21 protein-coding genes are annotated in these 24,334 nt (G+C 60.1%); 6 read left to right on the top strand and 15 right to left on the bottom strand.

What is annotated here, in order from left to right; translation table 11 throughout:
• Positions 1-3 precede the first annotated feature (3 nt).
• The 8 genes from JQ573_RS34805 to JQ573_RS34770 form a co-directional block, all read right to left on the bottom strand.
• Complete coding sequence (locus tag JQ573_RS34805; protein ID WP_212319141.1) at positions 4-2,208, bottom strand: heavy metal translocating P-type ATPase; 2,205 nt, start codon at positions 2,206-2,208, stop codon at positions 4-6.
• 49 nt (positions 2,209-2,257) lie between these two features.
• Complete coding sequence (locus tag JQ573_RS34800; protein ID WP_212319339.1) at positions 2,258-2,659, bottom strand: hypothetical protein; 402 nt, start codon at positions 2,657-2,659, stop codon at positions 2,258-2,260.
• Between the two features lie 86 nt (positions 2,660-2,745).
• Positions 2,746-3,117 (bottom strand): hypothetical protein, encoded by a 372-nt coding sequence (locus JQ573_RS34795; protein WP_212319143.1) that lies wholly within the window; start codon positions 3,115-3,117, stop codon positions 2,746-2,748.
• Positions 3,114-6,323 carry an efflux RND transporter permease subunit gene (locus tag JQ573_RS34790; RefSeq protein WP_212319145.1) on the bottom strand — a complete coding sequence of 1,070 codons (3,210 nt, stop codon included), beginning with the start codon at positions 6,321-6,323 and terminating at the stop codon, positions 3,114-3,116. The genes JQ573_RS34795 and JQ573_RS34790 overlap by 4 nt, the downstream gene beginning before the upstream one ends.
• Positions 6,316-6,681: a P-II family nitrogen regulator gene (locus JQ573_RS34785; protein ID WP_212319147.1), complete on the bottom strand. Its 366-nt coding sequence runs from the start codon at positions 6,679-6,681 to the stop codon at positions 6,316-6,318. Before JQ573_RS34785 ends, JQ573_RS34790 begins: the two co-directional genes overlap by 8 nt.
• Positions 6,671-7,618: a divalent metal ion exporter adaptor subunit IhpB gene (ihpB, locus tag JQ573_RS34780; protein ID WP_212319149.1), complete on the bottom strand. Its 948-nt coding sequence runs from the start codon at positions 7,616-7,618 to the stop codon at positions 6,671-6,673. The genes JQ573_RS34785 and ihpB overlap by 11 nt, the downstream gene beginning before the upstream one ends.
• Positions 7,618-8,892: a divalent metal ion exporter subunit IhpA gene (gene ihpA / locus JQ573_RS34775; protein ID WP_212319151.1), complete on the bottom strand. Its 1,275-nt coding sequence runs from the start codon at positions 8,890-8,892 to the stop codon at positions 7,618-7,620. Before ihpA ends, ihpB begins: the two co-directional genes overlap by 1 nt.
• A 55-nt stretch (positions 8,893-8,947) precedes the next feature.
• Positions 8,948-9,265, bottom strand: coding sequence for a hypothetical protein (locus JQ573_RS34770; RefSeq protein ID WP_249132645.1), 318 nt, complete (start codon positions 9,263-9,265; stop codon positions 8,948-8,950).
• 516 nt (positions 9,266-9,781) lie between these two features.
• Here JQ573_RS34770 and JQ573_RS34765 point away from each other — a divergent pair.
• Entirely contained in the window at positions 9,782-11,089 is a 1,308-nt protein-coding gene (locus tag JQ573_RS34765) for an NRAMP family divalent metal transporter (protein ID WP_212319155.1), read from the top strand.
• On the opposite strand, the gene JQ573_RS34760 is transcribed toward JQ573_RS34765, so the two are convergent.
• Entirely contained in the window at positions 11,082-11,369 is a 288-nt protein-coding gene (locus JQ573_RS34760) for a hypothetical protein (protein WP_212319157.1), read from the bottom strand. The genes JQ573_RS34765 and JQ573_RS34760 overlap by 8 nt on opposite strands.
• A gap of 31 nt (positions 11,370-11,400) precedes the next feature.
• Positions 11,401-12,087, bottom strand: a complete 687-nt coding sequence (locus tag JQ573_RS34755; protein ID WP_212319158.1) for a ZIP family metal transporter — start codon at positions 12,085-12,087, stop codon at positions 11,401-11,403.
• 122 nt (positions 12,088-12,209) lie between these two features.
• Between JQ573_RS34755 and JQ573_RS34750 the strand changes: the two genes are divergently transcribed.
• Positions 12,210-12,452, top strand: coding sequence for a DUF2171 domain-containing protein (locus JQ573_RS34750; RefSeq protein WP_212319160.1), 243 nt, complete (start codon positions 12,210-12,212; stop codon positions 12,450-12,452).
• A 467-nt stretch (positions 12,453-12,919) separates the two neighbouring features.
• Here JQ573_RS34750 and JQ573_RS34745 read toward each other — a convergent pair whose 3' ends face one another.
• From JQ573_RS34745 to JQ573_RS34725, 5 genes are all read right to left on the bottom strand, one after another.
• A complete protein-coding gene (locus JQ573_RS34745) occupies positions 12,920-13,216 on the bottom strand; it encodes a hypothetical protein (protein WP_212319162.1) in 297 nt (98 codons plus the stop codon).
• Positions 13,217-13,639: 423 nt separating this feature from the next.
• A complete protein-coding gene (locus JQ573_RS34740) occupies positions 13,640-14,083 on the bottom strand; it encodes a DUF411 domain-containing protein (protein ID WP_212319164.1) in 444 nt (147 codons plus the stop codon).
• 771 nt (positions 14,084-14,854) lie between these two features.
• Complete coding sequence (locus tag JQ573_RS34735; protein WP_212319166.1) at positions 14,855-17,410, bottom strand: vitamin K epoxide reductase family protein; 2,556 nt, start codon at positions 17,408-17,410, stop codon at positions 14,855-14,857.
• Between the two features lie 556 nt (positions 17,411-17,966).
• Complete coding sequence (locus tag JQ573_RS34730) at positions 17,967-18,608, bottom strand: NrsF family protein (RefSeq protein ID WP_212319169.1); 642 nt, start codon at positions 18,606-18,608, stop codon at positions 17,967-17,969.
• On the bottom strand, positions 18,605-19,162 hold the full coding sequence (locus JQ573_RS34725; RefSeq protein WP_212319171.1) for a sigma-70 family RNA polymerase sigma factor: 558 nt from the start codon (positions 19,160-19,162) through the stop codon (positions 18,605-18,607). The genes JQ573_RS34730 and JQ573_RS34725 overlap by 4 nt, the downstream gene beginning before the upstream one ends.
• 449 nt (positions 19,163-19,611) lie before the next feature.
• On the opposite strand from JQ573_RS34725, the gene JQ573_RS34720 reads away from it, so the two are divergent.
• The 4 genes from JQ573_RS34720 (at position 19,612) to JQ573_RS34705 (ending at position 24,300) form a co-directional block, all read left to right on the top strand.
• Positions 19,612-20,247, top strand: coding sequence for an isoprenylcysteine carboxylmethyltransferase family protein (locus JQ573_RS34720; RefSeq protein WP_212319172.1), 636 nt, complete (start codon positions 19,612-19,614; stop codon positions 20,245-20,247).
• Between the two features lie 1,301 nt (positions 20,248-21,548).
• On the top strand, positions 21,549-22,178 hold the full coding sequence (locus JQ573_RS34715) for a DUF1109 domain-containing protein (protein ID WP_212319174.1): 630 nt from the start codon (positions 21,549-21,551) through the stop codon (positions 22,176-22,178).
• Between the two features lie 282 nt (positions 22,179-22,460).
• The gene (locus tag JQ573_RS34710; RefSeq protein ID WP_212319176.1) at positions 22,461-23,873 is read left to right on the top strand and encodes an ATP-grasp domain-containing protein; all 1,413 of its coding nucleotides are present in this window, start codon (positions 22,461-22,463) and stop codon (positions 23,871-23,873) included.
• A gap of 133 nt (positions 23,874-24,006) precedes the next feature.
• Positions 24,007-24,300: a hypothetical protein gene (locus JQ573_RS34705; protein WP_212319178.1), complete on the top strand. Its 294-nt coding sequence runs from the start codon at positions 24,007-24,009 to the stop codon at positions 24,298-24,300.
• Positions 24,301-24,334: the final 34 nt, after the last annotated feature.

Here is a 24,334-nt window from a genome sequence, read left to right as displayed (position 1 = left end):
GGTTCAATTCTTGGCCTTTCCTGTGCTTGAAGGGTCGGGTAGACGGAGCAGCCGCAGGGCGTTCAGCGTGACCAGCACTGTCGCGCCGGTGTCGGCGAGGATGGCGGGCCACAGCCCGGTGAGCCCGACTACGGTGGTGACCAGGAAAACTGCCTTCAGCCCTAGCGCGACCGTGATGTTCTGGCGGATGTTGGTCATGGTCCGCTTGGACAGGTCGACCATGGCCGCGACATCGGACACGCGTCCGTGCAGCACGGCGGCGTCCGCGGTCTCCAGCGCGACGTCGGTACCGCCGCCCATGGCGATGCCGACGTCGGCGGCGGCGAGCGCAGGTGCATCGTTGATGCCGTCGCCGATCTTGGCGACGGACCACCCGGCTTTCTGGAACTGGCCGACGATACGCTGCTTGTCCTGCGGCAGAAGTTCCGCTTCCACGTCGATTCCCAATTGCTGGCCAATGGCGGTGGCGGTGCGGCGGTTGTCGCCGGTCAGCATCACCGTCCTGATCCCGGCGTCCGCCAACAGCTTCAGGCCCGTCTTGGCATCCGGACGAGGCTCGTCCCGCATGGCGATCGCGCCGGCGACTCTGTCGTCCATGACGAGCAGGGCAACCGTCTTCCCCTCGTCGTTGAGGGCCGAGATCCGGGCGTCCTGTTCGGCGGTGGTGGGGGCAAATTCGGAGACTGCTTTTGGCGAGCCGAGGAATATCTTTATGCCCTCCACCGTCGCTTCGACGCCCTTGCCGCCGATCGCCGTGGCGTTCGAAGTCGGCGGCAACCAGATCTGGTGGTCCGCCGCCCTGGACAGGATCGCAGCAGCAAGCGGGTGGCTTGATCCGGATTCGAGCGCGGCGGCGAAACGCAGGACGTCTCCCTCGCTCCGCTCGAAGGCGATGATATCCGTGACCTGGGGCTTGCCCGCAGTGAGCGTACCCGTCTTGTCGAAACAGGCGATGGTGATCTTGCCGATCTGTTCGAGGACGGCGCCGCCCTTCAGCAGCAGACCCCGGCGTGCACCGGCAGATAGACTGGCGGCGATCGCCGCAGGGGTCGAGATCACCAGGGCGCAGGGACACCCGATCAGCAGAATGGCGAGGCCCTTGTAGATCCAGCCGCTCCAGGTCCCGCCGAACACCAGCGGTGGGATGATGGCCACCAGGGCCGCGACCACGACCACGCCGGGCGTGTAGTACCGCGAGAAGCGGTCGATGAAGCGCTCGGTAGGCGCTTTGGACTCCTGCGCCTCCTCGACAAGCTTCACCACGCGGGCGATCGTGTTGTCTGCCGCAGCGGCTGTCACCCGCACACTGAGCAATCCGTCTCCGTTGACGGTGCCGGCGAACAAGGTCTCGTCGCGGCCCTTCCGGACGGGCGTGCTTTCGCCGGTGACCGGCGCCTCGTCGATCGAACTCTCTCCGGAAACGATGACGCCGTCGGCCGGGATCCGGTCGCCGGGACGCACTTGGATCATGGCGCCGACCGATAGGGTATCGGCCGGGACCTCGCGGACCTGACCGTCCTCCTCCAACCGTGCGGTCTTGGGCACCAGCTTGGTCAGGTCCTGAATGCTGGCGCGCGCCCGGCTGGCGGCGACGCCCTCGAGCAGTTCTCCGATCAGGAACAGGAAGACCACCGTGACCGCTTCCTCGGTCGCCCCGATGAAGACGGCGCCGATCGCGGCGATCGTCATCAGCATCTCGATGGAAAACGGCGTCCCCGCAGTTGCAGCGGAAACTGCGCGCTTCGCGATCGGGACCAGCCCGACCATCATCGCCGGGAAAAACGCCCATTGCTCGATGGCTGGAAATGCTTTTCCGATCGCGAAAGCGACCGCGAGAGCGGTTCCGGACGCGATGGTCAAACCGCCCTTGCGGGTTTTCCACCAAGGCTGATCCGAAGGGGCATCTAGATGAGAATGGCTTTCGCCGGATGTTGTAGAGATACCACGATCGTCGCCATGAACATCGCTTCGATCGGACTCGGGCCGGGCCACCCGGTAGCCGAGATTCGAGATCTGATCGCGGATCTCATCGGCGTCTACCCCTCCGGCGCCGCGGCGGACAGTCACCGTGCCGCCCGTCACCGAAACGGTGACCTCCGTGACCCCAGGCATTCGCTGGAGGGCGTTTTCGATCTTCGTGGCGCAGGATGCGCAGTCCATCCCGTCGACGCGAAAGCGAACCTTCTCCGTCTGTAAGGTGTCGCTCATGATCGATTCCTTTGGCACTGCGGGAGAGGCTCGGTGCGATGTTTCAAATTCACGTCTTGCCCTCCTGGCGCAACCGCTTGTAGAGCGCTTCGACCGCGTCCGAGAAATCCAGCGATACATTGCGTGCACAATGATCTTCCAGAAAATGCAATTGGTTGATGAGATCGAACGTCACCGGATTGAGATCGAGCCCCTCGTCGACACCGGGCGGCCTGCTCAGGATGATGCCGCTCATGAAGCCTTGCGCCCATGCAAGGTAGTCCCGTCGAACCACAGGATTGGCTTTGACGTCGTCGTTGAATCGCTGACACGTGGTGGCGCCAAGACCGACGATCCGCGCCTTTGGTGCTTCCGCCCCGAGGGCGATACCTGCGCTGGCTGAGAAGACGGCAGCCCAGGACAGCGCCACCACGACGCAGAGCGACGGCCGGCCCGGACCAACCGCGCTCATCCGGGCCTGCGGCTCAATTCCGAAGGCGGTATCGCGTATTGCACAACGTCCACTCGATGCCCTGCCGTCCTGGTGCGCAGCGGCCATCACTTCTTGAACTTCACTTGGCCGGATTTTCCTTCGGCGGTCTTGATGGTGAGCGCGATCGTCGTCCCCGCCGCTATCGGGTTCTTCGCGTCGCCCTTCAGCGAATTCTCGCCCTGAGGCACAAGCGTAACTGTTTCGCGCCCGCCGCCTCCCGCGATCAAAACCGCGGCGGTGTAGCCCTTAGTGGAAACCGGCTTGGGGGAGTTCGGAACGAACACATTGATCGTGACCGTATTTCCGGCGGTCATGAGCTCGGCATCAATGCCGGCGACATCGAGCATCAAGCCGCCGTTGGGACCCTTTTCGTATTCCTCCGCGTAGGCCGGGACTGCGAACAACATGGCGGCGATTAACCACAGCGCATATCTCATGACTTAGCTCCTTCAGTCAGGGGTGCTTCCGATTTCCCGTTCTCCAGATCCTCCCGCCTGAACAGGACGTAGAGAGCCGGCAATACCAACAGCGTGAGAATGGTCGAAGAGATGATTCCGCCGATGACGACCGTCGCCAACGGCCGCTGTACTTCCGCGCCGGCGCCGGTTGCGATTGCCATCGGCACGAATCCAAGCGACGCCACAAGCGCGGTCATCAGCACAGGGCGCAATCTGGTGAGCGCACCTTCGCTGACGGCTTCGACGAGGCGGCGCCCTTCCTTGCGAAGTCTCTCGATGAAGGTGATGATGACGAGGCCGTTGAGCACGGCCACGCCCGAAAGGGCGATGAAACCGATGCCTGCACTGATCGACAGCGGAATGCCCCGCAGTAGGAGTGCCAATATGCCACCGGTCAAGGCCAACGGGACGCCGCTGAAGACCAGCAGGGCGTCAGGTATGGAGCCGAGGCTCATGAACAGAAGCAGGAAAATCAGCAGAAGCGCTATCGGCACGACAATCGTCAGCCGCTGTGTCGCGGACACCAGTTGCTCGAACTGTCCGCCCCAGCCGATCCAATAGCCTGCCGGAAGTTTGACCTTGGCCTCGACCTGTTGCTGGGCGTCCGCCACGAAGGATCCGAGGTCGCGTCCGCGCACATTGGCGGTGACGACGATGCGACGTTTACCCTGCTCCCGGCTGATCTGGTTAGGACCGGGCGCGAGATTGATCTGGGCTAGTTCCGAAAGGGGCACATAGCGAATCTGGGAAAGCGGCGAATTGCCCCAGATGGCCGGGACGGCCTTTGCCTGGTTTTCCAGCGGCGGCAGCGGAACCGGCAGCGCTTTGAGCGCGAAGATATCGGAGCGCAAATGCTCCGGAAGCCGGACGACGATATCGAATCGGCGGTCACCCTCGAAGACCACCCCGGAATTCTTGCCGCCGACCGCAATCTCGACCAGGTTCTGAACGTCGCCAACGCTGATGCCGTAACGCGACAACGCTTGACGATTCAGTTTGACCGTCAGCACCGGCAATCCAGACGACTGTTCGGTCTTGACGTCGGCCGAGCCTTTCACATTTTGCAGAACGGCCTGGACGCGTGACGCGTACTCGGCGAGCACATCGAGGTCGTCGCCAAATATCTTGACGCCGACGTCGCTGCGGACGCCCGATATGAGTTCGTTCATGCGCTGTTGGATCGGCTGCGAAATTTCATAGACGTTGCCCGGGATCTCTTCCGCTGCCTCCTGAATTTCGGCGACGACCGCGGCCTTCGGCTTCTCCGGATCGGGCCATTCCTTCCGCGGCTTCAGCATGACGTATCCGTCGGACGTCGAGGGCGGCATCAGGTCGGTGGCGACCTCCGCGGTGCCGGTACGCGAGAAAACCTCCTTGACCTCCGCAATTTTCATCAGCCGTTTCTCGACCATGGCCTCCATTTCGAGCGACTGGGTCAAGCTGGTTCCTGGAATTCGTATCGCCTGTAGCGAAACATCACCCTCGTCAAGGCTCGGAATGAATTCACCGCCCATGCGCGTAGTAGAAATGCCGCACACGATCATCAGCAGGACTGCGATTATAGCGACGCCGAACCTGTTGCGGATCGAGGCGGCCAGCAACGGCCTATACAGTTTTCGCGCCCCGCGCATGAACCAATTCTCATGCTCCGAAACTTTGCCTGTCACCAACAAGGCGACCGCCGCCGGCACGAACGTCAGCGATAGGATGCTCGCGCCGGTGAGCGCCATCAGCACCGTCAACGCCATCGGAGTAAACATCTTTCCTTCGACGCCTGTGAGGGTCAGGATCGGGATATAGACCACACCGATAATCAACGTTCCGAACAGGCTCGGACCGATCACTTCTCGAGAAGCGGCCAGTATCGTCTCGAACCGCTCTTGGCGGTTGAGTATTCGGCCGAGCCGGTGCTGCTCCGCCGCCAGAAGGCGCAGACAGTTCTCCACGATGATGACGGCACCGTCGATGATGATGCCGAAGTCGATGGCGCCAAGGCTCATCAGGTTGGCGCTGACTTTGTTCTCCACCATGCCGGTGATGGTGAATAGCATCGCCAGCGGAATCACGAAGGCGGTGGCGATCGCGGCTCTAAAATTGCCGAGGATCAGGAAAAGGATGACGATGACGAGCAAAGCGCCTTCGACGAGGTTCTTTTCAACCGTTGCTACCGTCGCTTCGACGAGGTGCGTCCGATCATAGACGACCCTCGCGATCACGCCGTCCGGCAACGACCGTCCGATCTCTTTGAGCTTGGCGGCAACCCGTTGAGCCACCGTGCGGCTGTTCTCGCCGATCAAAAGCATGGCGGTTCCAAGAACGACTTCCTTTCCGTTGACCGTTGCAGCACCCGTCCGCAGATCCTTGCCTTCCCTGACGTCGGCGACGTCTCCCACGCGGACAGGCACGCCATTGCGCGTCCCGATTACGATTTCCTTAATTTCCTCGACGTTGGCGACTTGCCCGGGCGTGCGTACGAGGTACTGCTCGCCGTTCCGTTCGATGTAGCCGGCGCCGACGTTGGCATTGTTGGCCGCCAGCGCCGTCATCACCTCTCGGAAACTGAGCTTGTAGGCCATCAATTGCGCGGGATCCGGCAGCACGTGGAATTGCCGTTCGAAGCCGCCGATGGTGTTGACCTCGATGACGCCGGGTACGTTCCGAAGCTGCGGCTTGATGATCCAGTCCTGTATCGTCCGCAGATCGCTCGGCGTGTATTCGCCGCCGCCGGCCTTGCGGGCTTCCGGTTTGGCTTCGACGGTGAACAGGTATATCTCGCCAAGTCCGGTTGATACCGGCCCCATCGCGGTTTCGATGCTGGGCGGTAGCTGGTCCTTGACCTGTTGGATCCGTTCGTTGACCAACTGCCGGGCGAAATAGATGTCGGTACCGTCCTTGAAAATGACCGTTACCTGGCTCAGTCCGTAGCGGGACTGCGACCGGGTGCTGTCCAGATGGGGCAGTCCTCCCATCGCGGTCTCGACGGGGAACGTGATCCGCTGTTCGACCTCCAGCGGCGAGTATCCGGGCGCCCGGCTGTTGATCTGGATTTGAACGTTGGTGATGTCTGGGACCGCATCGATCGGAAGGCGCGTGAAATTCCAGGCACCAAAGGCCGCCATGAGCAGGACACCGATCATGACGAGCCAACGCTGGCGGATGGCGAACGAAAGGATCGCATCAATCATTGGGTTGCTCCGGACGTTTGCCGGTTTCCCGGACGCGCGCAAACGAATGAACGGGTGTCGTGTAGACGACACCGTCGCCCTTGCGTCCGGTCCAGGCGGCCGATGCGATGCTACCGCAGATGTCATCGGCAAGTTCGGACCGGCAGACCAATCGCAGCTCCAGGTATTGATGGTAGGTGAGATCCGTCTCCGTCGACACGTAACCGCCCCCTTGTCCGCGCCCTCTTCCCTGTCCCCGCACCTCATCGAAGGTGAAACCGGGAAAATCAGGAAGATCGTGCAGCGCGCGGACGACATGGCCTTCCATGTGCGGCCTGATCAGCGCGGTAATCAAAGTCTTGCTGCCCTCAGTGCTCATCACTACCCGCTCCCTTTGCCAGTTCCGCCTTGACGATGAAGCTGTTCTGAGCGGCGTAGACGTCGCCTTCGAGCACACCAAAGATGATTTCGACGAGATGAGTGTCGCGTTCGCCGATCTCGACGTCGCGGGCGTCGAATTTTTCGCCGTTGCGAACGAAGACGACCGTCCGGTTCTCGACGGTTTGCAACGCCGAGGACTTGACTGCGACGCCGACTTTCTTCGCCGACAGGGTCAGTCGACCCGTGATGAACAACCCGGGACGGAGCCGTTGTTCCGCGTTCGTCACGATGGCTCTGGCAATCGCGCTCTGGGTATCGCTGCTGCCGACCGGCGACAGGTACGAAACCTTGGCCTCGATTGCCGGCCCGCCGTCCGCCGGATCGATGAAGACCTGGTCGCCGATGCTGACGCGCTTCAAGTCGCGGCGGTACACCGAGAAGTCCACCCACACCGTCGACAAGTCGGCGATCACGAAGGCGGGCTTCTGCTCGGATACAAACTCTCCCAAGGTAGTTTGACGGTCGATTACGGTACCAGCGAGCGCCGCCTTCAATTCATATTGGGTCAGGCTCTGGTTGCTTTCGATGACCGCCACGACCTCGCCCTTCTGAACGACGTCGCCGATCCGCTTGCGAACGTCCCGGACGATCCCCGGGAAGCGGGGCGTAACCTGGACAAGCGATTCCTGGTTGGGTTGAACGATGCCGTTCAGCAGAAGGCTGTCGCGCAGTACGCCGGACGAGGCTTTTGCAAGCTCGATCCCCGCCGCCTGGACCTTGGCGTCGCTCAAGGCGACGCTGTCGGCATGTTCCTCCTTCTCGGCCTTCTCGGTCGGCGCAGTCTTCGAGGTCGCCGGCAGCAGCATCCGGTATCCGCCGTAGGCAAGCGCGGCGGCGACCAGAATGAATACGGAATATCGGACAATTGCCTTCATTATCTCGAACTCTCGCGGGTTAGCGTAAACGGGTTGCCGGCAAGCCCTTCGATCGTCGCAATTGCGATATGGAAGTTCTGCAGCGCTTCCTGCTCGCGCAGCAGCGCCTGCAATAGCGACCCTCGGACGTCGAGCAGTTCAAGCAGGGTAAAACGGCCCTGCGAGTAGCCGCTGAAGATCGTCTCCGACGCGCTGCGGGCATTGGGAATGACCGATGAACGCAACAGCTTCATCTCGGCCAACGCACCGGTCAAAGTATCGTAGGCTCGGCCCACGATGCTGATCAGCACAAGCTTGTTGATGGCACGCTCCGCTTCGGTCTTTGCGAGCGTCTCCTGCGCTGCGATGATGTTGCCCGTGTTCTGGTCGAACACCGGGATTGGAATCGAGACGCCCAGCCGGACCGCGTTGTCGTTGGTGTCCTGAAAATGCCGCCAGCCCGCAGAAATGCGCGGGTCGGGGATCGCCTTCAGGCGCGCGATCAGGAGCTCGGCATTGCGTTGGGCTGTGACCGCGGTCCACCGCAGCAACTGCGGATTGGCTTCAATGGCCTGGATGATGGTCTGGAACGGAGGCGGCTGGCCGATAGTCGCGAGCCGTCCGACCGCCTTGCCGAACCGCGGACTGCTGTCGCCCATGAGTATCGCCAGATCGCGGCGGGCCAGGGCCAACTGCGTCTTGGTGCGCTCGCGTTCGACGCGGAACAGATCGGCGGCGACCTGGGCCCGCAGCGTCTCCGCCGGGGAAGATGCACCTTCCTGGACGCGCTTCTGAAGGAGCGGAATCAGCGGATCGAAGCTTGCGATCTGCTCGTCGAATATCTCGATGCGGCGCTGCGCGCTGATGATCGTGATGAACGCGATCGCGGTCTCGGACAGCACTTCCAGCCGGGTTGCCCGGCGCTGCCAAACGGCCGTGCCGATGCCCGCCTCGCCCGCGGCGACGCGCGCTTCGCGCTTGCCGCCCAGTTCGACGAGTTGGCTTAATTGCAGGTTGGTCTCGGCTGACCGCAGCCCCTTGTAGGGCCCCGACCCCAAAGCATTGTCCAGTTCGAACGATACGTCCGGATTGGGGAGCGCACCGGCCTGGATCCGGAGCCCACCAGCAATGCCGATATCGCGCTCGGCCGCCGTCAGGCGCGGATTCGCGGCCAATGCCCGCTGCAGCGCTTGCGGCAACGTGATGACATGCGAAGAACGTTCGGCAGCCTGGACTGGAATTGAAAGTACAGCCAATGCGCATGCAATGCGCAGGGCGTCTCGGACCAAAAACATGCAAAAAACCTGAAAAGCACGAAGACGACGCGGTCAGACCGCGCGGCGGCGATGTTCAGGCCAGATGTTTGGGTGGCGGCGTATCAAGCCGCGGGTGGTCCTCGAAAAGGAGCTTCGGCGGGGCGAAGTACAGCGTCACGGGGCGCGCGGAGGGCCCGGCATCCGTGACCAGCGCAGGCATCATGACCGGCGCGCAAACGTAGCAATGTCCGGCGATCACGTTGGATTTCTTGGAGCCGCCCTCATCCGAGCCATCGTCGGGGATATTGCCCGAATCGGATGCGATAGCGGCCGCGACAGCTTCGTCCGTGCAGGAAATGGTGTGTACCAGACCGACGAAAAGGTAAGCAAAAGCAAGGAACATCAGCAGCATCCGGCGAAAACCCGGTGCTTGCAGTCTTGGCAGTTTCTGACCGGCCTGACGTCCCATGTCGTCGGGTTAGCAAATTTCTTCTGCGAACACTATTACAATGTTGACACCCGTTTGAGAACCTTCCGCTCGTCAAACACGGCGGCTGATTGTGTAGCGGCACCTGTCACTTGCGCCGAAGGATTTCGGCCAATCCGATGATCGTCCCCGCTGCGCCGAGTGGCCCGATGATCGTTACCCAAGGATGGTCCGGAAACGCTCGGTGCAGAAGGATACCGGCAACAGTCGCGCACAAGGCAGTTATCGCCAGAACCCCGACGATAAAGATGGATCGTTGGGTCTGGGACATTGGATGACAACCTTGCGCTCTGCGGGCGAATCGCGGGAATTCATTGTTTGCTTACGTAAAATGGAGCCCGAGGCCCAAAACTGCAAATTTGGGCGGCATGGAACTCGGTTCTAACTTGGACGTAAACAAACGCCATTTTTCCATGCTTTTTCCGGCCGAGGGGCATTCTGGTGAATTCGACCAAAAAGAGCGCGCGAACAGGACCTAGCCCGGTCGTGGGTACGAGCAAGCCGCGCCTGCTGGATGCCCTCGGGCCGGGGCTTATCACGGGCGCCTCCGACGATGATCCAAGCGGGATCGCCACGTATAGCCAGGCCGGCGCCCAATTCGGCTACACGCTGAGCTGGACAATGTTGTTGACCTATCCGCTGATGGCGGCGGTCCAGATGATCAGCGGAAGGATCGGACGGACGACGGGTCGTGGCCTCGCAGGCAATTTGCGTCAGCATTATCCGAATTGGCTCTTGCAAGTCTTCGTGACGCTGCTGGCGGCCGCCAACATCATCAACATCGGCGCCGACCTCGGTGCGATGGCCGACTCCACCAGTCTGGTGCTCGGCGGCTCGAAAACTTTTTATGTGGCCCTATTTGGCCTGGTCTGCATCGGGCTGCAGGTCCTGCTGCAGTACACCCGTTACGTATCCTACCTGAAATGGCTGACGCTCGCGCTGCTCGCCTACGTGGCAACGCTGTTTATGGTGGACGTCCACTGGGGCGAAGCGCTTCGCCAGTTCGTATTGCCGTCCATTACCTGGAAGATCGAATATATCCAGACTATCGTCGCGGTCTTTGGCACGACGATCAGCCCCTACCTCCTATTCTGGCAGGCGTCTCAGGAGGCCGAGGACATACGCGTCGTTCCCGAACGACAGATCCTGAAACGGGCGCCAGAACAGGGTCCGGACGCCATCAAGCGGATCGAGCTCGATACCCTGATCGGCATGGGCGTTTCAAACCTGATCGCGTTGGCCATCATCTTGACGACCGCCGCCACGCTTAACGTATCCGGCGTGACGGATATCGAGACTTCCGCCCAGGCCGCCGAGGCGTTGCGTCCGATCGCCGGCAATTACGCCGCGACGATATTCGCGTTGGGCGTTCTCGGAACGGGACTTCTGGCCATTCCCGTGCTGGCCGGTTCAGCAGCCTACGCCATTGGCGAAGCCCGCAAGTGGCCGATCGGCCTTGCACGGCAACCCAAGGAAGCGAAGGCTTTCTACGCGACGATTGTCATGGCGACAATTGTCGGCATCCTCCTCAATTTTGCGCCGATCGACCCCATCAAGGCGCTGTACTGGTGCGCGGTCATCAACGGCATCGTTGCGGTGCCGGTGATGGGACTGATGATGCTGATGGCGGCAAATCCCAAGATCATGGGCGAATTCACGATCGGCGGTTGGCTGACGGGACTGGGATGGATAGCGACGGGTGTCATGGCGGCTGCGGCGGTCGCCATGGGGGTCACATATTTCATGTAGCCTTGTCCAGGTGAACGGCGATCAGATGCGCCCCGGCCGACATCGTGGCGAGCACGATCGCCTCATCCCATTCGGATAGACGCTCCGTGAGCGGTCGGCCGCGGCCGATGGCTAACGCCGCTTGCACAAGCGAACCGAGCCCGCTGACGCCCGCCAGGTAGCGAAAGAAGAGCGTGCTCGTCGCTCCCGTACTGATAGCGAGCGCCGCCGCCAGGGCCACCGCGAACGCGGTCTCCCAACCGACCTTGCTCAACCACGCACGAAAAGGGTTCGTCTGCACTATCTCTCTCAAAAAGAAGGAAGTTTGGCATTCAGCCGGCGACTTCGTCCAACAGAAGAATCAGCAGAAAACCCACGAAAAAAAGACTGGTTACCCACGGCTTCTCCGGAGCCGAATGAGCTTCCACCAGGAGCTCTTCGGTGACGAGGTATAGCAGCGCTATCAGACCGAACGAAAAGAATGCCGCGATCCAGAAATTAGGTAGATGGCTCAACGGGATGCCGACGGCCGCCCCGGTCGGCAATAGCACCGCCAGGCCAGCGATGATGAAAAGCACCTTCGTCGGCTGCCGAATGGTTTCCGATAGTTCGCCGGTGAGCGAGAGCCCGAGAAAAAGCACTTCGATCGTGAGCGCTACCGTAAGGAGAAAACCCTGTTTGACGCCGGCGGCGAAACCGATGCCGAGGACCAATCCGTCGATGAAGATGTCCACCGCGACCATGATGACCAGTCCAAGGGTGCCTTTGGCCTTTTCGCCCAGACGCTTGATCAGGAGCATGAGGAGGATGCCCGCGGCTCCTCCAAGGATGACCGCCCAGACCGACTGGCGATGTTTGATGTCCGGGAGGAGTTCGCCGGCCGCGGCGGCGAAAACGACGCCCGCCGCGAAATGCTGAATCGCAGCGGCAATCACAGGCGTCGGTTGCCGCCAGAGCGCGACGGCAGCCCCCAGAACGACGGCGACGCTGGGGATCAGGGTATAAAACCAACCGGCCATATTCACCCTCGGACGGCTTGGAACGGCAGCGCGGATCCGCGCGCGGATAGACCGTCTAACCGGCTAAGCAACCTTACCGACCGTGGCGCGTTTCTGATTTCCAAACTCAAAGGAGACTACCGATGCCGGACACTTCACAAATCAAAGAGCACATGGACGTCATTTCAGCCGACAAAAAGACCGTCGGCAAGGTCGATCATCTGGACGGCTCCGACAAGATTAAGCTGACCAAACAAAGTTCCCCGGATGGAGACCATCATCACTTTATTCCGGTCGCCTGGATCGACCACATCGATCAGCACGTTCACCTGACAAAATCCGGCGCGGATATCGCCGCTCACTGGGAGCACGAAGGCCGAAAGTAAATTCGACAGCGTCTGCTCCCCGGCTGGTGCACCGCCGGCCGGGGTGGCATCTTCCGGTTCCTCTTCAGACTTTATCGACCTAAGGTATCTTGCGCCGCCATGACAATAGCTTGATGCGGCCGATAGCTCTTCTCGGTTATCTTGAGCGACGCGGGATGCGGCAAGCTGATGAAGCGCGCCCGCGCGGTATGAAGGACTCGCGGCAAGTTGTCAGTCCCGCATTTGATTCTTCTGTGGTCTATAACGGCATGTCCCCGGCCGTTGGATCGCTTCGCCACAAGCATCACACTATCCGGACCTACATCATCGGCATCGGCACGGGTGAACACATCCTCCTTTTCATTGGGATGATGCGGACAGGCCGTCCCCTGATATCTTCTAAGGCTTGCATATCGCCGCATCTGCTCCTGATCCAAAAGCGCGGCTGTGGACAAGCGGCATTTGAGATGAGTTTCCCGGAGTTCGCTCTACGTGCGGGCGGCGGCGGCAGTGGCCGTCCGGAGGCTGTCCGGGATGATGGCTCGCGAGGCGAATTGCCGGTCGAGCTCCGTCTCCTCTTCGATCATCCGCGTGCCCAACAGGATCGACTTGCGCTTCATGGATTCGAACAGGCTTCGTACCGCGGAGATTTGGTCGGGCCTTAATTCCAGTTTGTCCGCGAGTTCCAGCGCATGCGACGGAACCCCCGGATATCCGTTTAATTCCGCGGCCAACGCCATTCCCTGGCTGAGGTCCGCGACCTGCTGCCCAGAAAGCGCCTTCACGGTTCGGTCTTGCATTCTCGCGTAAGGGCCTTCGGCACGTGCGTTGCTCGTTACAAGCAAAGGACGGCTGTCGTCAAAATGCGCTTTATTGGAAACCCCGCGGTCTGATGACCTTATTTTCGCAGAAACCGGCTGAACTGGAAGCGCTGCGTACCACCGCCGGGCGTCAAATGATCATGCCGCTTCGGATCGATCCGTTCAAACTCGGGCCCTAGCGCGGAGGCAAGAGTTGTCGGATCGTAGCGCACGATCGGCAAGCCGCTGCACCTTTCGGGACCGTCGGGAGCGAACGTCGCGATGATAACGTGCCCCCCGGAGCGCACGGCCTTCGTCAGGCGAGCGATGTAAGGAAGTCGATATCAATTCGATATGCCGTGCGCGGCTGAACGGGCGGCATGTCTATTCGCTTTTCGCGGCGCAGGCCTATTCGACGGCGTAGGTGCTGGGAGGCGCGCCGTCTCTCGTAACGGCGTAAATGGTGAATGGGCCTTTCTTTTCTCCAGGCATCTCAGGCGAGCCCGCGGGCAAGCCGGGAAGGGTAATGCCAGCAATAGCAGGACGCTCCGAAAGCAGTCTCCGAATCACGCGGACCGGAACGAGGCCTTCGACGACATAGCCGTCAACGAACATCGTATGGCACCCTTCAAGTTTTTCCGGAACGCCTGCCTTCCTGCTGATCTCTGCGAGTTCGTTCGTGATCTTGACCTGGACCTCGAACCCATACTCCCGCAAGTATGAGACATATTCATCGCAACATTTACAGATCGGTTTCTTGAACAGGGTCGCTTGGGTCGATACGGCAAAGGCGGGAGCAGGAAGCGAAAACAATGCGGCAACAATGCTCCGGCACAAGGTTCGTCGGTTCATCAAAGTCCTCCTTGCATTCAACGAAAAAAACCCGGTCGCAGTGGGGACGGCGTCTATCGACAGGCCCACAAGCCGGATTTGGGCCCCCCTTGGTAGGTGCATGACTTCCCTGAATTGCGTTGTTGCGGCGACGGGCGTCCTTGCCATCCCGTCTTGGAAGCAGTCGGCGGGGTTCCGGCCTGGTTGAAGGCACCATATTCGGCGGGCTGGTTCGGCCGATGTTGGAGATTGTGGTCGGCATGGACGGCGCTTGATATCGCCATGAACGGCAACAACAATGAAACACGAAGAAGGATGTTGGCCATTTTTCTCTCTCCTTTGATCCGCTTGCGCGCCGCCAACCTGTGCCCTTCAGGGCCGGGCCTAGGCGGGACGGACATCTTTTCCCGATCTATCGAATGTTTTGACTGCATCGGGTTTTCCGGTTGCGCAAGAATGTGAAAGCTCTCTGTTACTGGAGGACATCCAGGGTTGGCCTGTGGATCGAGCCGGGACGCCGGCCGGAAGCAGGAAGCGAAACCCGCGAGGGCGGATACTCGGCTCTTCGGGGCCGAGAGTAGTCACGCTCTACTAGCTAGATCGGATGAGAGCGCCGATTGGTTACAAGAACACGCAACCGTGATTCCGGATTCGTAAGGACCGTCTCGAAGAGGCTCGGTCAACGGAAGGCAGCCGGCCTCCCCGTTGTCGACGGGACTGCGGGGCGGGACAACCGTGGCCGGCAACGCGTGCAGCGGTGCGGGCCAGATAGGCAAGCAACTCCCCACCCGCTCACACGACGTAGTCATCCCAGCTCGCATAATGTTCCCGGCTGCGTTTGCCGCGTGGCGCGCTAAGCGCGATTAGGATGACACCTAAGACCGCGCTCGTCCAAGCCGCCGTAGACGATCCCCCGGCGAGGATCCACGGCGCGACGATCAGCCAGAGGCCGCAACCGGCGATGACAAATCGCACGGGCCTCGCCACCTCTGCCGTCGCGATAATCGCCGTTGTCACGACAAGGGCTCCCACGACATGATCGCTGTCCGCCATCGCTCCTGCCGTTCCGAAGGTGAGCCGCGTGAACATCAATGAAACGCCGAGGATCGCGCTTGTCGCGAGCGTCCAAGGCAGCGTCACTCCGCGTATCATGTCCGCGAGCGCCGCCTTCGGCGAAGCAAGATCGTGTCCACCGACATCGGAACCACCCAGCATGGCGTCCCCCAAGAAGAACGTACGCCAGAACGGCTTTCCTGCGCGGCGGCTCCAGACAAGAAATTGGCCCATTGCGATCAACTCATCGAGAGAAAACGGGATCATGACAAGCATCGCAAGTGCTGCGAGCAGGCACAGCGCGCACCAAGTCCCGATGATAATCGGCTGAATAATGATGAAATAGATGCTGATCACGCCCAACGGCACGACGAGGATGCCGAAGAAGGTCACCATCCACGGCATCGTACGCCATCTTGCGCGACCGCCCATGCAGGCCATGAGGATCTCAAGAGCATAGGCAACGGCTCCCAGACCGGCATCGGGAATGGGCCAAGCCTTCGAAACATCGGAAGTGATGATGGTTTCGGTGCCATTCAGTCCGCCGACCCCTCCAAAGAACGGGTCCCAAACGGCCTGAACGTGGCCCAGCTGGTAGGCAGTCAACTGCCGCGCGATGAGCAGCCCGACCAGCCCCATTGCAGCGACCGGAAGACGCTGCGCCGAGGTCGACGGGCAGTAAGTCCAACCGGGAGGTACCGATGTGGAGTCCATCATGCCTTCCATGCTCATGCCGGGCATCATGGGCACAAGAACCGCAAAGGTAATGACCAGCATTCCCACGATCAGATCGTTGTTGTAGGCCGCAGCGCTGGGCGCCCAGAATACCAGCGGCGCAAACAACAGCCAAAGCCCTATGACGACGTTTGCCCATTGCGCCCAGTTGGAACGGCGGGAAAGCGACAGGGCTCCGAAGAGCATGATCAGCAGCCCGGCGATGACGTCGCTTCGCCCCAGTATCGCGCTGCGCCAGTCCGGCGGAGCCAGTGAGCGATCTTCCGTGACCTGGAGGATCGCAAAATCGAAGGAGGCATGCTCGAACAGCCCGAAAGCGAAGGCACTCGTCACAAGCCAGGCCCCGAGAGCGATGTTGACGAAATGCGCCCAACGCGTCGTGTGACGTTCGGACTCCATCATGTTTTCGTGCTCGCGGGACACCCGTTGTTGCAAGGCGACCTGTTCGACCATGCGCGCCTCCGGAGATTTTTCCGGCTGCCCGCCCCCGAGCGCGGCAGCATCGCCGGCCACCAGCGCGTCGTTCAACTTGTTTTCGCGGTACCAGCGCGCCGGATCCGCTTTCAGGTTGTCTATGATGGTCGGCAACGATCCCCGCAGAGAGAACCTTGGCTGCCAACCCAGCAACTTACGGGCTCTGCCGATGTCGAGTTCATAGTGATCGTCGGCGAAATCGACCATCCACGGCTTGATGAACGGCTCCTCGTCCAATATCTCGTCCTCAAGCCAAGCCCCCGCCTTCGCCATGAGTTTCGGGACTTTTTTTGTATGCCATTCCTCGCCATGCAGAAGCTTGGCGGTCGTGCGTTGCACCTCATCGTAGCTCATCGTCTCTGGCTCTCCGAGCAACAGGACCAGATCGCTCGGCAAATCCTTGCGTCGTTCGATCAATCGAGCAATTCCGTCGCAGGCATCTTCCAGATGCAGGAACGGTTGGCCGTGTGCCGGGTCGCCCGGGTAAAGCAGGCTAAGCAGCCGGCGTTCGTAGATGCGCGCAATCTGCTGCGACAAAAATGCGTTGCGGCCCTCGTCGGTATAAACGCCGGCCAGGCGCAGGCTCACGATTGGGATGTTTCCGTGCCGCTCGCGGATCTTAGCTTCGGTCTCGACCTTGGACATCGGGTACGGCCAGCGGGGGTCGATCGGCGCCTCTTCGTTGATGGGATGCCCGGGCTTCGTCGGCGCATGAACCAGCAGCGTGCTGCTGAATATGAACTGCTCGACTTCGAAATCCTTCAGATGCGCCAGCAGCCGCTCGGTCCCACCAACGGTAATGCTTTCGTAGAGCGGGCTGGGCTCCCCGGACAGATCGTAGTAGGCGGCCAAGTGGATGACTGAGGCGATGCGGTTTCCATACGCGATACGAAGTCGCTCGAAGGCGCCTTTCACGCCCACTTCCGAAGTGAGGTCGATGCATACGCATTCCGCCTGGGGCGGCGGGGCATGCGACGCGATACGGTCGAAACCGACGAGCGCGAACGAGCCTGACAGCTTGCGCACCAGAGCCGATCCGATGAAGCCGCTGCTTCCGGTGATAATAACAACGGGCAGGTCTGACAATTTCACTCCCGAATCGCGAATAAACGGACGCCACGCAAGGCACGGTGACCGTACGAAGGGGACGACTTGGAGTTAGTTCGTGCCGTCCGAGCCGTCGGTTACGCCGCTTTATCACTAGATCGTGAGCTTGTTGTCTCCCGTAAAGTACTATTCTCGGGACAAGGCGACTCGCATTTTATCTATACGAGCGAGAATGTCGGGGCATGCCCGTTGGACATCAGGGCGGAGGTCCCGGCGGCGCAAGAGCCGCGGTCCGACCCTAGCTCTACTCAACCATGCACCTAGATGCCGGTTCCACCGACGCAAGGGGCAACCAACGGGGCGGGACGACTGTGCGGTGAAGCCCAGAGACGATGACGGTTATGCCGGTGGTCAGCGAGCCCGGCAAGCGCGCCCTTACGCGCCAGATCGACAGGGGCCGCTATTCGCACCGCCTACATGACCGCAGCAAAGGGTCCGGTCGCGACGCGTGGAACCGAACGCAACGCATGGGAGCCATTCGTCTCGCCGTATCATTTCCCCTCCGGATTTGTACTTTGCTGCTTCAAACAGCGGGTCACCACCGCAGCAAACGCGGCCCCAGATAGGCACCGGCGAAAGTGCACAACGCGACGGTCCCTCCATACCAAAGCGCGATGAAGGGCATCGAGTCGTCGGTGCAATGAAACGCGTAGGCCGTCGCGCTGATGCCGCCCGCAGTCAGGCCTGCGAGAGCTCCTGCGCGGGTGAGATTGGTTGGGGCTGCCTGGCGTACCGCCCAGATGACGGCAGCGAACGGGACGATGGCGATAATGGGTATCGAAAGAAGACATTCGAGCCATTGGTCGCCGACCGCCATCGCCGCCCAGTGCGAACTCGGCGTGGAGAATAGACTTATCGCAGCAAGGATCATGATGCCGACAAAGGGCGAAGCGATGAGGCCGACCGATGTCCGGCGCTCGCCACCCGGTCGGGAGACCCTGTTCAATGCTGACAGCGACAGAGCGACGATGCCGATAGCGAACGCGAGCTTCACGAGGAGAAAAGTCCATGTGGTAACTTGTTCCAGATCGGGCCGGAGCCCGAGCGCCATAACGATTACCGCGAGAGACGCAACGCCGCCGACGATAATTGCGCCCGCTATGGTGCGCGAGACCTGCCGGCGGTTGACGACTTCGACATTTGTGCTGAGAATTTCAACCAGATCGTCTGTTTTCACAATTCCGGCTCCCGTGAGATTGATGCTGACAAAGCTTTCAGTCCCCGATGTATGTTAACTTTCACTGCGGACTCCGACATGCCGCTCCGCGCTGCGGCTTCCGAAACGCTCAATCCGTCAAGTTTGACGTACTGTATGGCACGGCGCATCTTCGGCGGTAGCTGAGCCATCAGGCGGCCGAGATCCGTCATGCTTTCCGACGCCACGCTATCGTCTTGGGCGGTCAGTTCGCCTGCGTCCTCGATCGGCACATTTGCGCGCGATGCTCGGTTTCTCCTCAGATAGTCGATCAGTTTGTAGCGCGCGATCGCGTAGACCCAGGGGGTCAGAAGCTGCTTGGGGTCATAAGTATGGCGCCGGGTATGGATGGCAATGAGCGCCTCCTGCACAAGGTCCTCCGCGTCGGAATCGCCGCGTGCGTAGCTGGGCATTCTGCTCCTGTAGTAAGCACGCAGATGCTTGCTTAAGCGTCCTAGAAGCGCGCGATGCGCCGCAGAGTCGCCATTGAGCCCGGCGATCATCAGGCCTCTAAGCTCGGATTCGTTGCTCGTCATGCACGAGATATACCTATGTTCGGACCCGGCTGCGTCCCGGTTACAACCGTCGCAAAAAAATTAATCGCCGGTGCGACGCCGTCAACATGTGGGCCAATTCAATATCGACACGTTAGTATCGACACGACCTGCCGGCCTTGACGTAAGGAATGTGCACTTTCAGAGCGCCTCGGGAGATCGGCCTCACGGTGCCGTGATTTTGTAACCCGATTCCCCTTTCAACCGAACTGTTTAATGGACGTCAAATTTGCCCGGCACCTGCGGAAATCGGCTCCGGCTATGTCCCGTGGGCTGGGCCGGACAAGACCTCGGAACCCGCCCGCTGGCAAGACTCTCGATCTCTTGGGCGGCTGCGGACGAGGTCGGCGACCGCCTTGGTGAGGCTCTTGGAGGATGACCAAGTCTTAATCGCCCCGCCGAGCGGTATTTGATCGGGAAGGAGTTTGATCATGGGTGCATGGGGTTTGGCCGTCGTTATGATCGTAGCCGTGTCATGGGCACTTTACCGCTACGTGGCACCGCGGAGTTGGCGGGAATGGGCGAGCGCCGGATTGGTGCAAGCATTCATAATCGCGCTTTATGCGGAAATGTACGGCTTCCCGCTCACGATCTACTTGCTCACGCGTTTCTTCAACCTGGACCGGAAATATCTCCATAACAATCTGTGGTCGGAGCTGTCCGGTTATGGAGAAAGCGCAATGGTAATTGCGATGGTCGCGGGGCTTCCGCTCGTCGTGGCCGGCCTGATCATGCTTGCCGGGGGCTGGCGGGAGGTCTATCGCGCCTACCGGCAAGGGCGCTTGGCGACCGACGGTCTCTACGGGATTGTCCGGCATCCGCAATATACGGGCATCTTCCTGGCCTTGTTCGGCGAAGGCGTTTTGCATTGGCCGACGATCTTCTCCGTAGCTCTGTATCCGGTCATCGTCATCGCCTACGTTCTACTTGCGCGTTCAGAGGAACGACAGATGATCAAGAAGTTCGGCGATCAGTACGCCGAATATCAGCGGCGTGTACCCATGTTTTTGCCCCGCTGGAGAGAATGGCGAAATTTTGCCGGTAACCAGACCCAAATCAATACATAACCTTCTTCGAATGAAATTGTACAGCGACAGCACGGCCATACCGGAACAGCCGCCGCACAATGGCCACCGGATCTTTCTTTGTTCGAAATAGCTGAAAAGGCGAGTCATGTTAAACGAGCGTTCCTCAGTTTCGATCCCATCTTCCAAATTTGATCAGTTTCTTTTCGCGCCGATGTGCGAGGAAGGCAATGGAATGCAGATTAGTGTTCTGTCCGCATTGGCCCGCGCTCACGTTGACCCGTGGGAGGAAGCGAGACGCCTTTCGACAATGCCCAAGGCAAACGTCGAGAAGGCGATAGTATCGACGCTCCGCCAGGTTTCCGGAAGAGATTGGAATTCCGCGGATGCTGCGGCAATAGCAAGGCGCCTGGAGGGACTTTTGCCGGATCGAGAAGAAAATGTGAGATCGGCGCCGACGAATATCGAAGTGCTGAGACTGCGCCGGCAATTCTATTGGTTGCCGTGGTTGGGAATTGCCCTCGCAATATCATTCGTCAATCATCGCGCCGGACCGACAATCCAAGGACTTTCGGCGTCCACCCAAGCCGAAATGTCGCGCTCCACGAATGAGAACGCGGATATCCCACCTCGCGGACCTAGCGAGTAGATAAGAGCATTCGCCGAGGATTAGTTGCGTGGATCGAGGGCGTCTAATACGGCGATTTCTCGCCGGCCCATTCTTGCGGATCGCCAAGTGGCCCCTGTATACGGGGCAATTTGGGGACGGGCGATTTCCCGGCACGAGTCCCATCGAAGGGCCCTTCCGATCAGGCGATCTCCTGTCCACTCGACACGCCGCCGCATCGCTTCTGCTGGTCTCGAAAGAAGTTGCGTTTGCTGCCGCGATGCGAAGTGCGGCCCTCCCCGCACGGGATTCCAGGCGGGGCGGAAATTTGCCGAGGGAATCAACACCAGGCGACTCAGCGGCGACTCTTCGCGGCTTTAGCGAGATCGCGAGCCGCGGTTTCGGAGTTGGTGAGCATGAGTGTCAGGCGATCGAGAACGCCTTTATGGTGCAGGCAACCCCGCGCGCGTCGCCGTTGGACAATTCTTCGTCAGGCCAAGCCGATACGCCAGCCGCTGCTCTTCTGAAGGCTTCGCTGGTCGTGCGTATATTTCGACCTCACGATGCGATGATTGTGTAACCAGATTCCCCATTCAGCCGAATTGCTTATTTAGAGGCGACTTGCTGATCGAACAAATCTTTTCCCGTTTCTCGGTGTAGTGCGCCCGACCAGAAGATTTCGGACACGCCACCAGTGAGATGGCCTGATCACAGGCAAAAGGGAGACAGCAAGAAGATGGATAATTTGATCAGAGAGCCCAGCACTAACTCGGAGCGGTTAAACACGGGCAAGACTGAATTCAAGGTCGCTGTCGCAATCGCGAGCGGCGCCGCCCTCTCGCTTGGATTCATCGTTTTTGCACTTGGCATCCGCCCGGACCTCCAGGACGCCGATGTGATGGCCTTCGTTGCAGCGAAGCTGGTATTCAGTCTGGTCGCCGCCGCGCTGTCGTCTGTCTTTCTGGCGCGACTCGCACGTCCTGGCTTGGAGCTCCTGTCCACACTCTCCCTGACAGCCGTGCCCTTTCTCGGCGTTATGATTCTCGCAGTGGCGGGTATGGCCGCCGATCCGAATTGGGAACAAATGATAACTGGGGATCAATGGCGCGAATGCGTTCTTTCAGTTCCGATCATAACGATCGTGCCCTTTGTCGCGATCATGTGGGCTGCGCGCCAGGCGGCGCCGGTGAACCCAGCGCGGACGGGCGCGATCGCCGGACTTACTGCCAGCGCTGTCAGCGTGACCGCCTTTTCGATCCATTGCACCATCGATCCTGCCCCGCTTGTTGCTCTGTGGTTCGGTGGAACGGGCATTCTGTGCATGCTTAGCGGAGCAAATCTGGGGCCCCGGCTTTTGCGGCGCTAAACGATAACGAGCCTATGCAGCACCAAAAATAACAGAAACGCTCGCTGACGGAACCGAAGGCGTGAGCATGGCATTACTTTGATAGCTATGTGCTGGCAACCGGTTTGAACCGGCGCCCACCCTTCTAACCAAGCAATCTACAGGTCGATCGACGCTGGGTCCTTTTTATGAGTTGTGCCTTTCGCGACATCTTATTCGAGCGATTGTAACCGGTTGGTGGTGTTGCCCGAACTCCTAGACAACGATGCCGACATCGACTTCCGGTACCGAAAAGGATCAATCGTGACGTTCCAACAGTCGCCCAGCGATACCGATACCACCTCCGACAACTACCGCGAGACACAAACCTTTCTTCTTCTTTGTCCCACTCACCGCGACGACCGCGAGCTGGCCTTGATCGGAGGATATCGAAGGAGATTCCTTCGCCACGAGTACGCCAGCATCGCGCTAGAGGAAATGGTGTCGCAGTACGGGTCAGTTCTGCCCTCTTTTGCTGACCCGCTTGCCGAAATAGAAACCATTCTGACGAAATTGTCAGGTACCGCGATCGCCGGTGTCATCAGCACCGACGACTATCCTGGGAGCGCTCTGGCGTGCGCCGTCGCGCAGCATCTCAATCTGCCGGGCGCCTCGCCCGCTGCAAATCTGCTTTGTCAGCACAAATACTATGCGCGCCGTCTTCAGCATGCCGTCGTTCCCGAGGCCGTCCCGTCATTCGCCCGCGTCGACGTGAGCGAAAGAATGGCGATGCCGTCTCCCATTGCGCTTCCGGCCTTCGTGAAGCCGGTGAAGTCGTTCTTTTCCATCGGAGCACAGCGTGTGGATTCGGAGCGGCAGCTTACGTCCATGAAACGCCATTGGGCCTCCCGCCGCGCCTTCTTTCGTCCCTTTGAGCGGCTGTTCGAGTACTATGTTGGACTGCCCATGGAAAGCGGGTACCTGTTGGCGGAAAGTCTGCTATCGGGACGGCAATGTACGTTGGAGGGATACGCATTCGGCGGCGACGTGCAAGTTGTCGGCATAGTGGACTCCGTCATGTTTCCCGGAACGAATGTTTTCGAACGCTTCGAGTATCCGTCGCTCCTGCCAGGACCTGTTCAAGAACGAATGGCCACGATTGCGCGAACGTTTATGGCGAGCCTCGGGTACCGCGACGCGATGTTCAATATCGAGTTTATCTACGATCCTGTTGCTGACACAGTAAGCATCGTCGAGGTCAATCCGCGCATGGCCTCTCAATTTGCCGATCTGTACGAAAAGGTAGACGGCTTCAACACGTACGCTGTGCTGCTCGATCTCGCGGCCGGCCGCGAACCGCGACTCTCGCGACGCGAAGGTCAGCACCGCACGGCTGCGAGCTTTGTTCTGCGATCCTTCGAGGACATGCATGTCGTCGCCCTTCCCTCAGTGCACAATTTGGAGCGATTAAGCCTGCGGCATCCCGACGCGCGGATCGAGATCCTGGCCACGGCCGGGAGCGCTCTTTCCCTTGAGATGCAGGACGGCCAGAGTTTCAGGTACGGGGTCGTCAATGTGGGAGCGCGCGACCGACAAGAGCTGCTCGAGAAATTCGAAGAATTTCGACGCGACTTGGGGTTTGTCTTCCTGCCCACGTCCTCCGACCGCTCCGATCTTCCGCTGCGGGTGTCCCGCTTGGAACATGAACTAAGAATTCACGAAGCAGTGAGCGAGTAACCTCGCAGCATTTGTCTTCGAATTAGCAAGTAGGTACGCAAGCCGCGGGGTTGTATCAAAGGATCAGGTGCGAACTCGACCTGCCACAACAATTATTTGCGACCCCGGTCAGCGGGCGCCGAGAGGAAGTCAAATGAGCGAGCTCACCATTCCTTCGGGAAAAGATGAACCAAAACACTGTATGCAAAAGCGTTCCCTTTCTGCCGATGTCAAGCTCGGCCTGGCTCTGATGGGGCTCGCGCTGTTCGCTGGCGGCACGCTCAACTGGCACTGGCTGGTCGCCGCAGGCCTACTGCCGATAGTTGTTTGCCTTCTGTTCTGCGGGGCAATGTGCGGTCTGCATCTTTGCTCCGGCAACAGGGGCAACAACCAGGGCCCCGGACGCCCGACGATGGTTCCCCTCCCGGGAACTAATGCACGCATCTGAAGATGCCACCGCAAGCCTAATCGACGTTCACAAA

The sequence above is a fragment of the Bradyrhizobium sp. AUGA SZCCT0105 genome (assembly GCF_018129565.1).
GTDB lineage: Bacteria > Pseudomonadota > Alphaproteobacteria > Rhizobiales > Xanthobacteraceae > Bradyrhizobium.
Note: the sequence above shows the minus strand (reverse complement) of the source record. Positions and strands in the feature narration are given on the sequence as shown.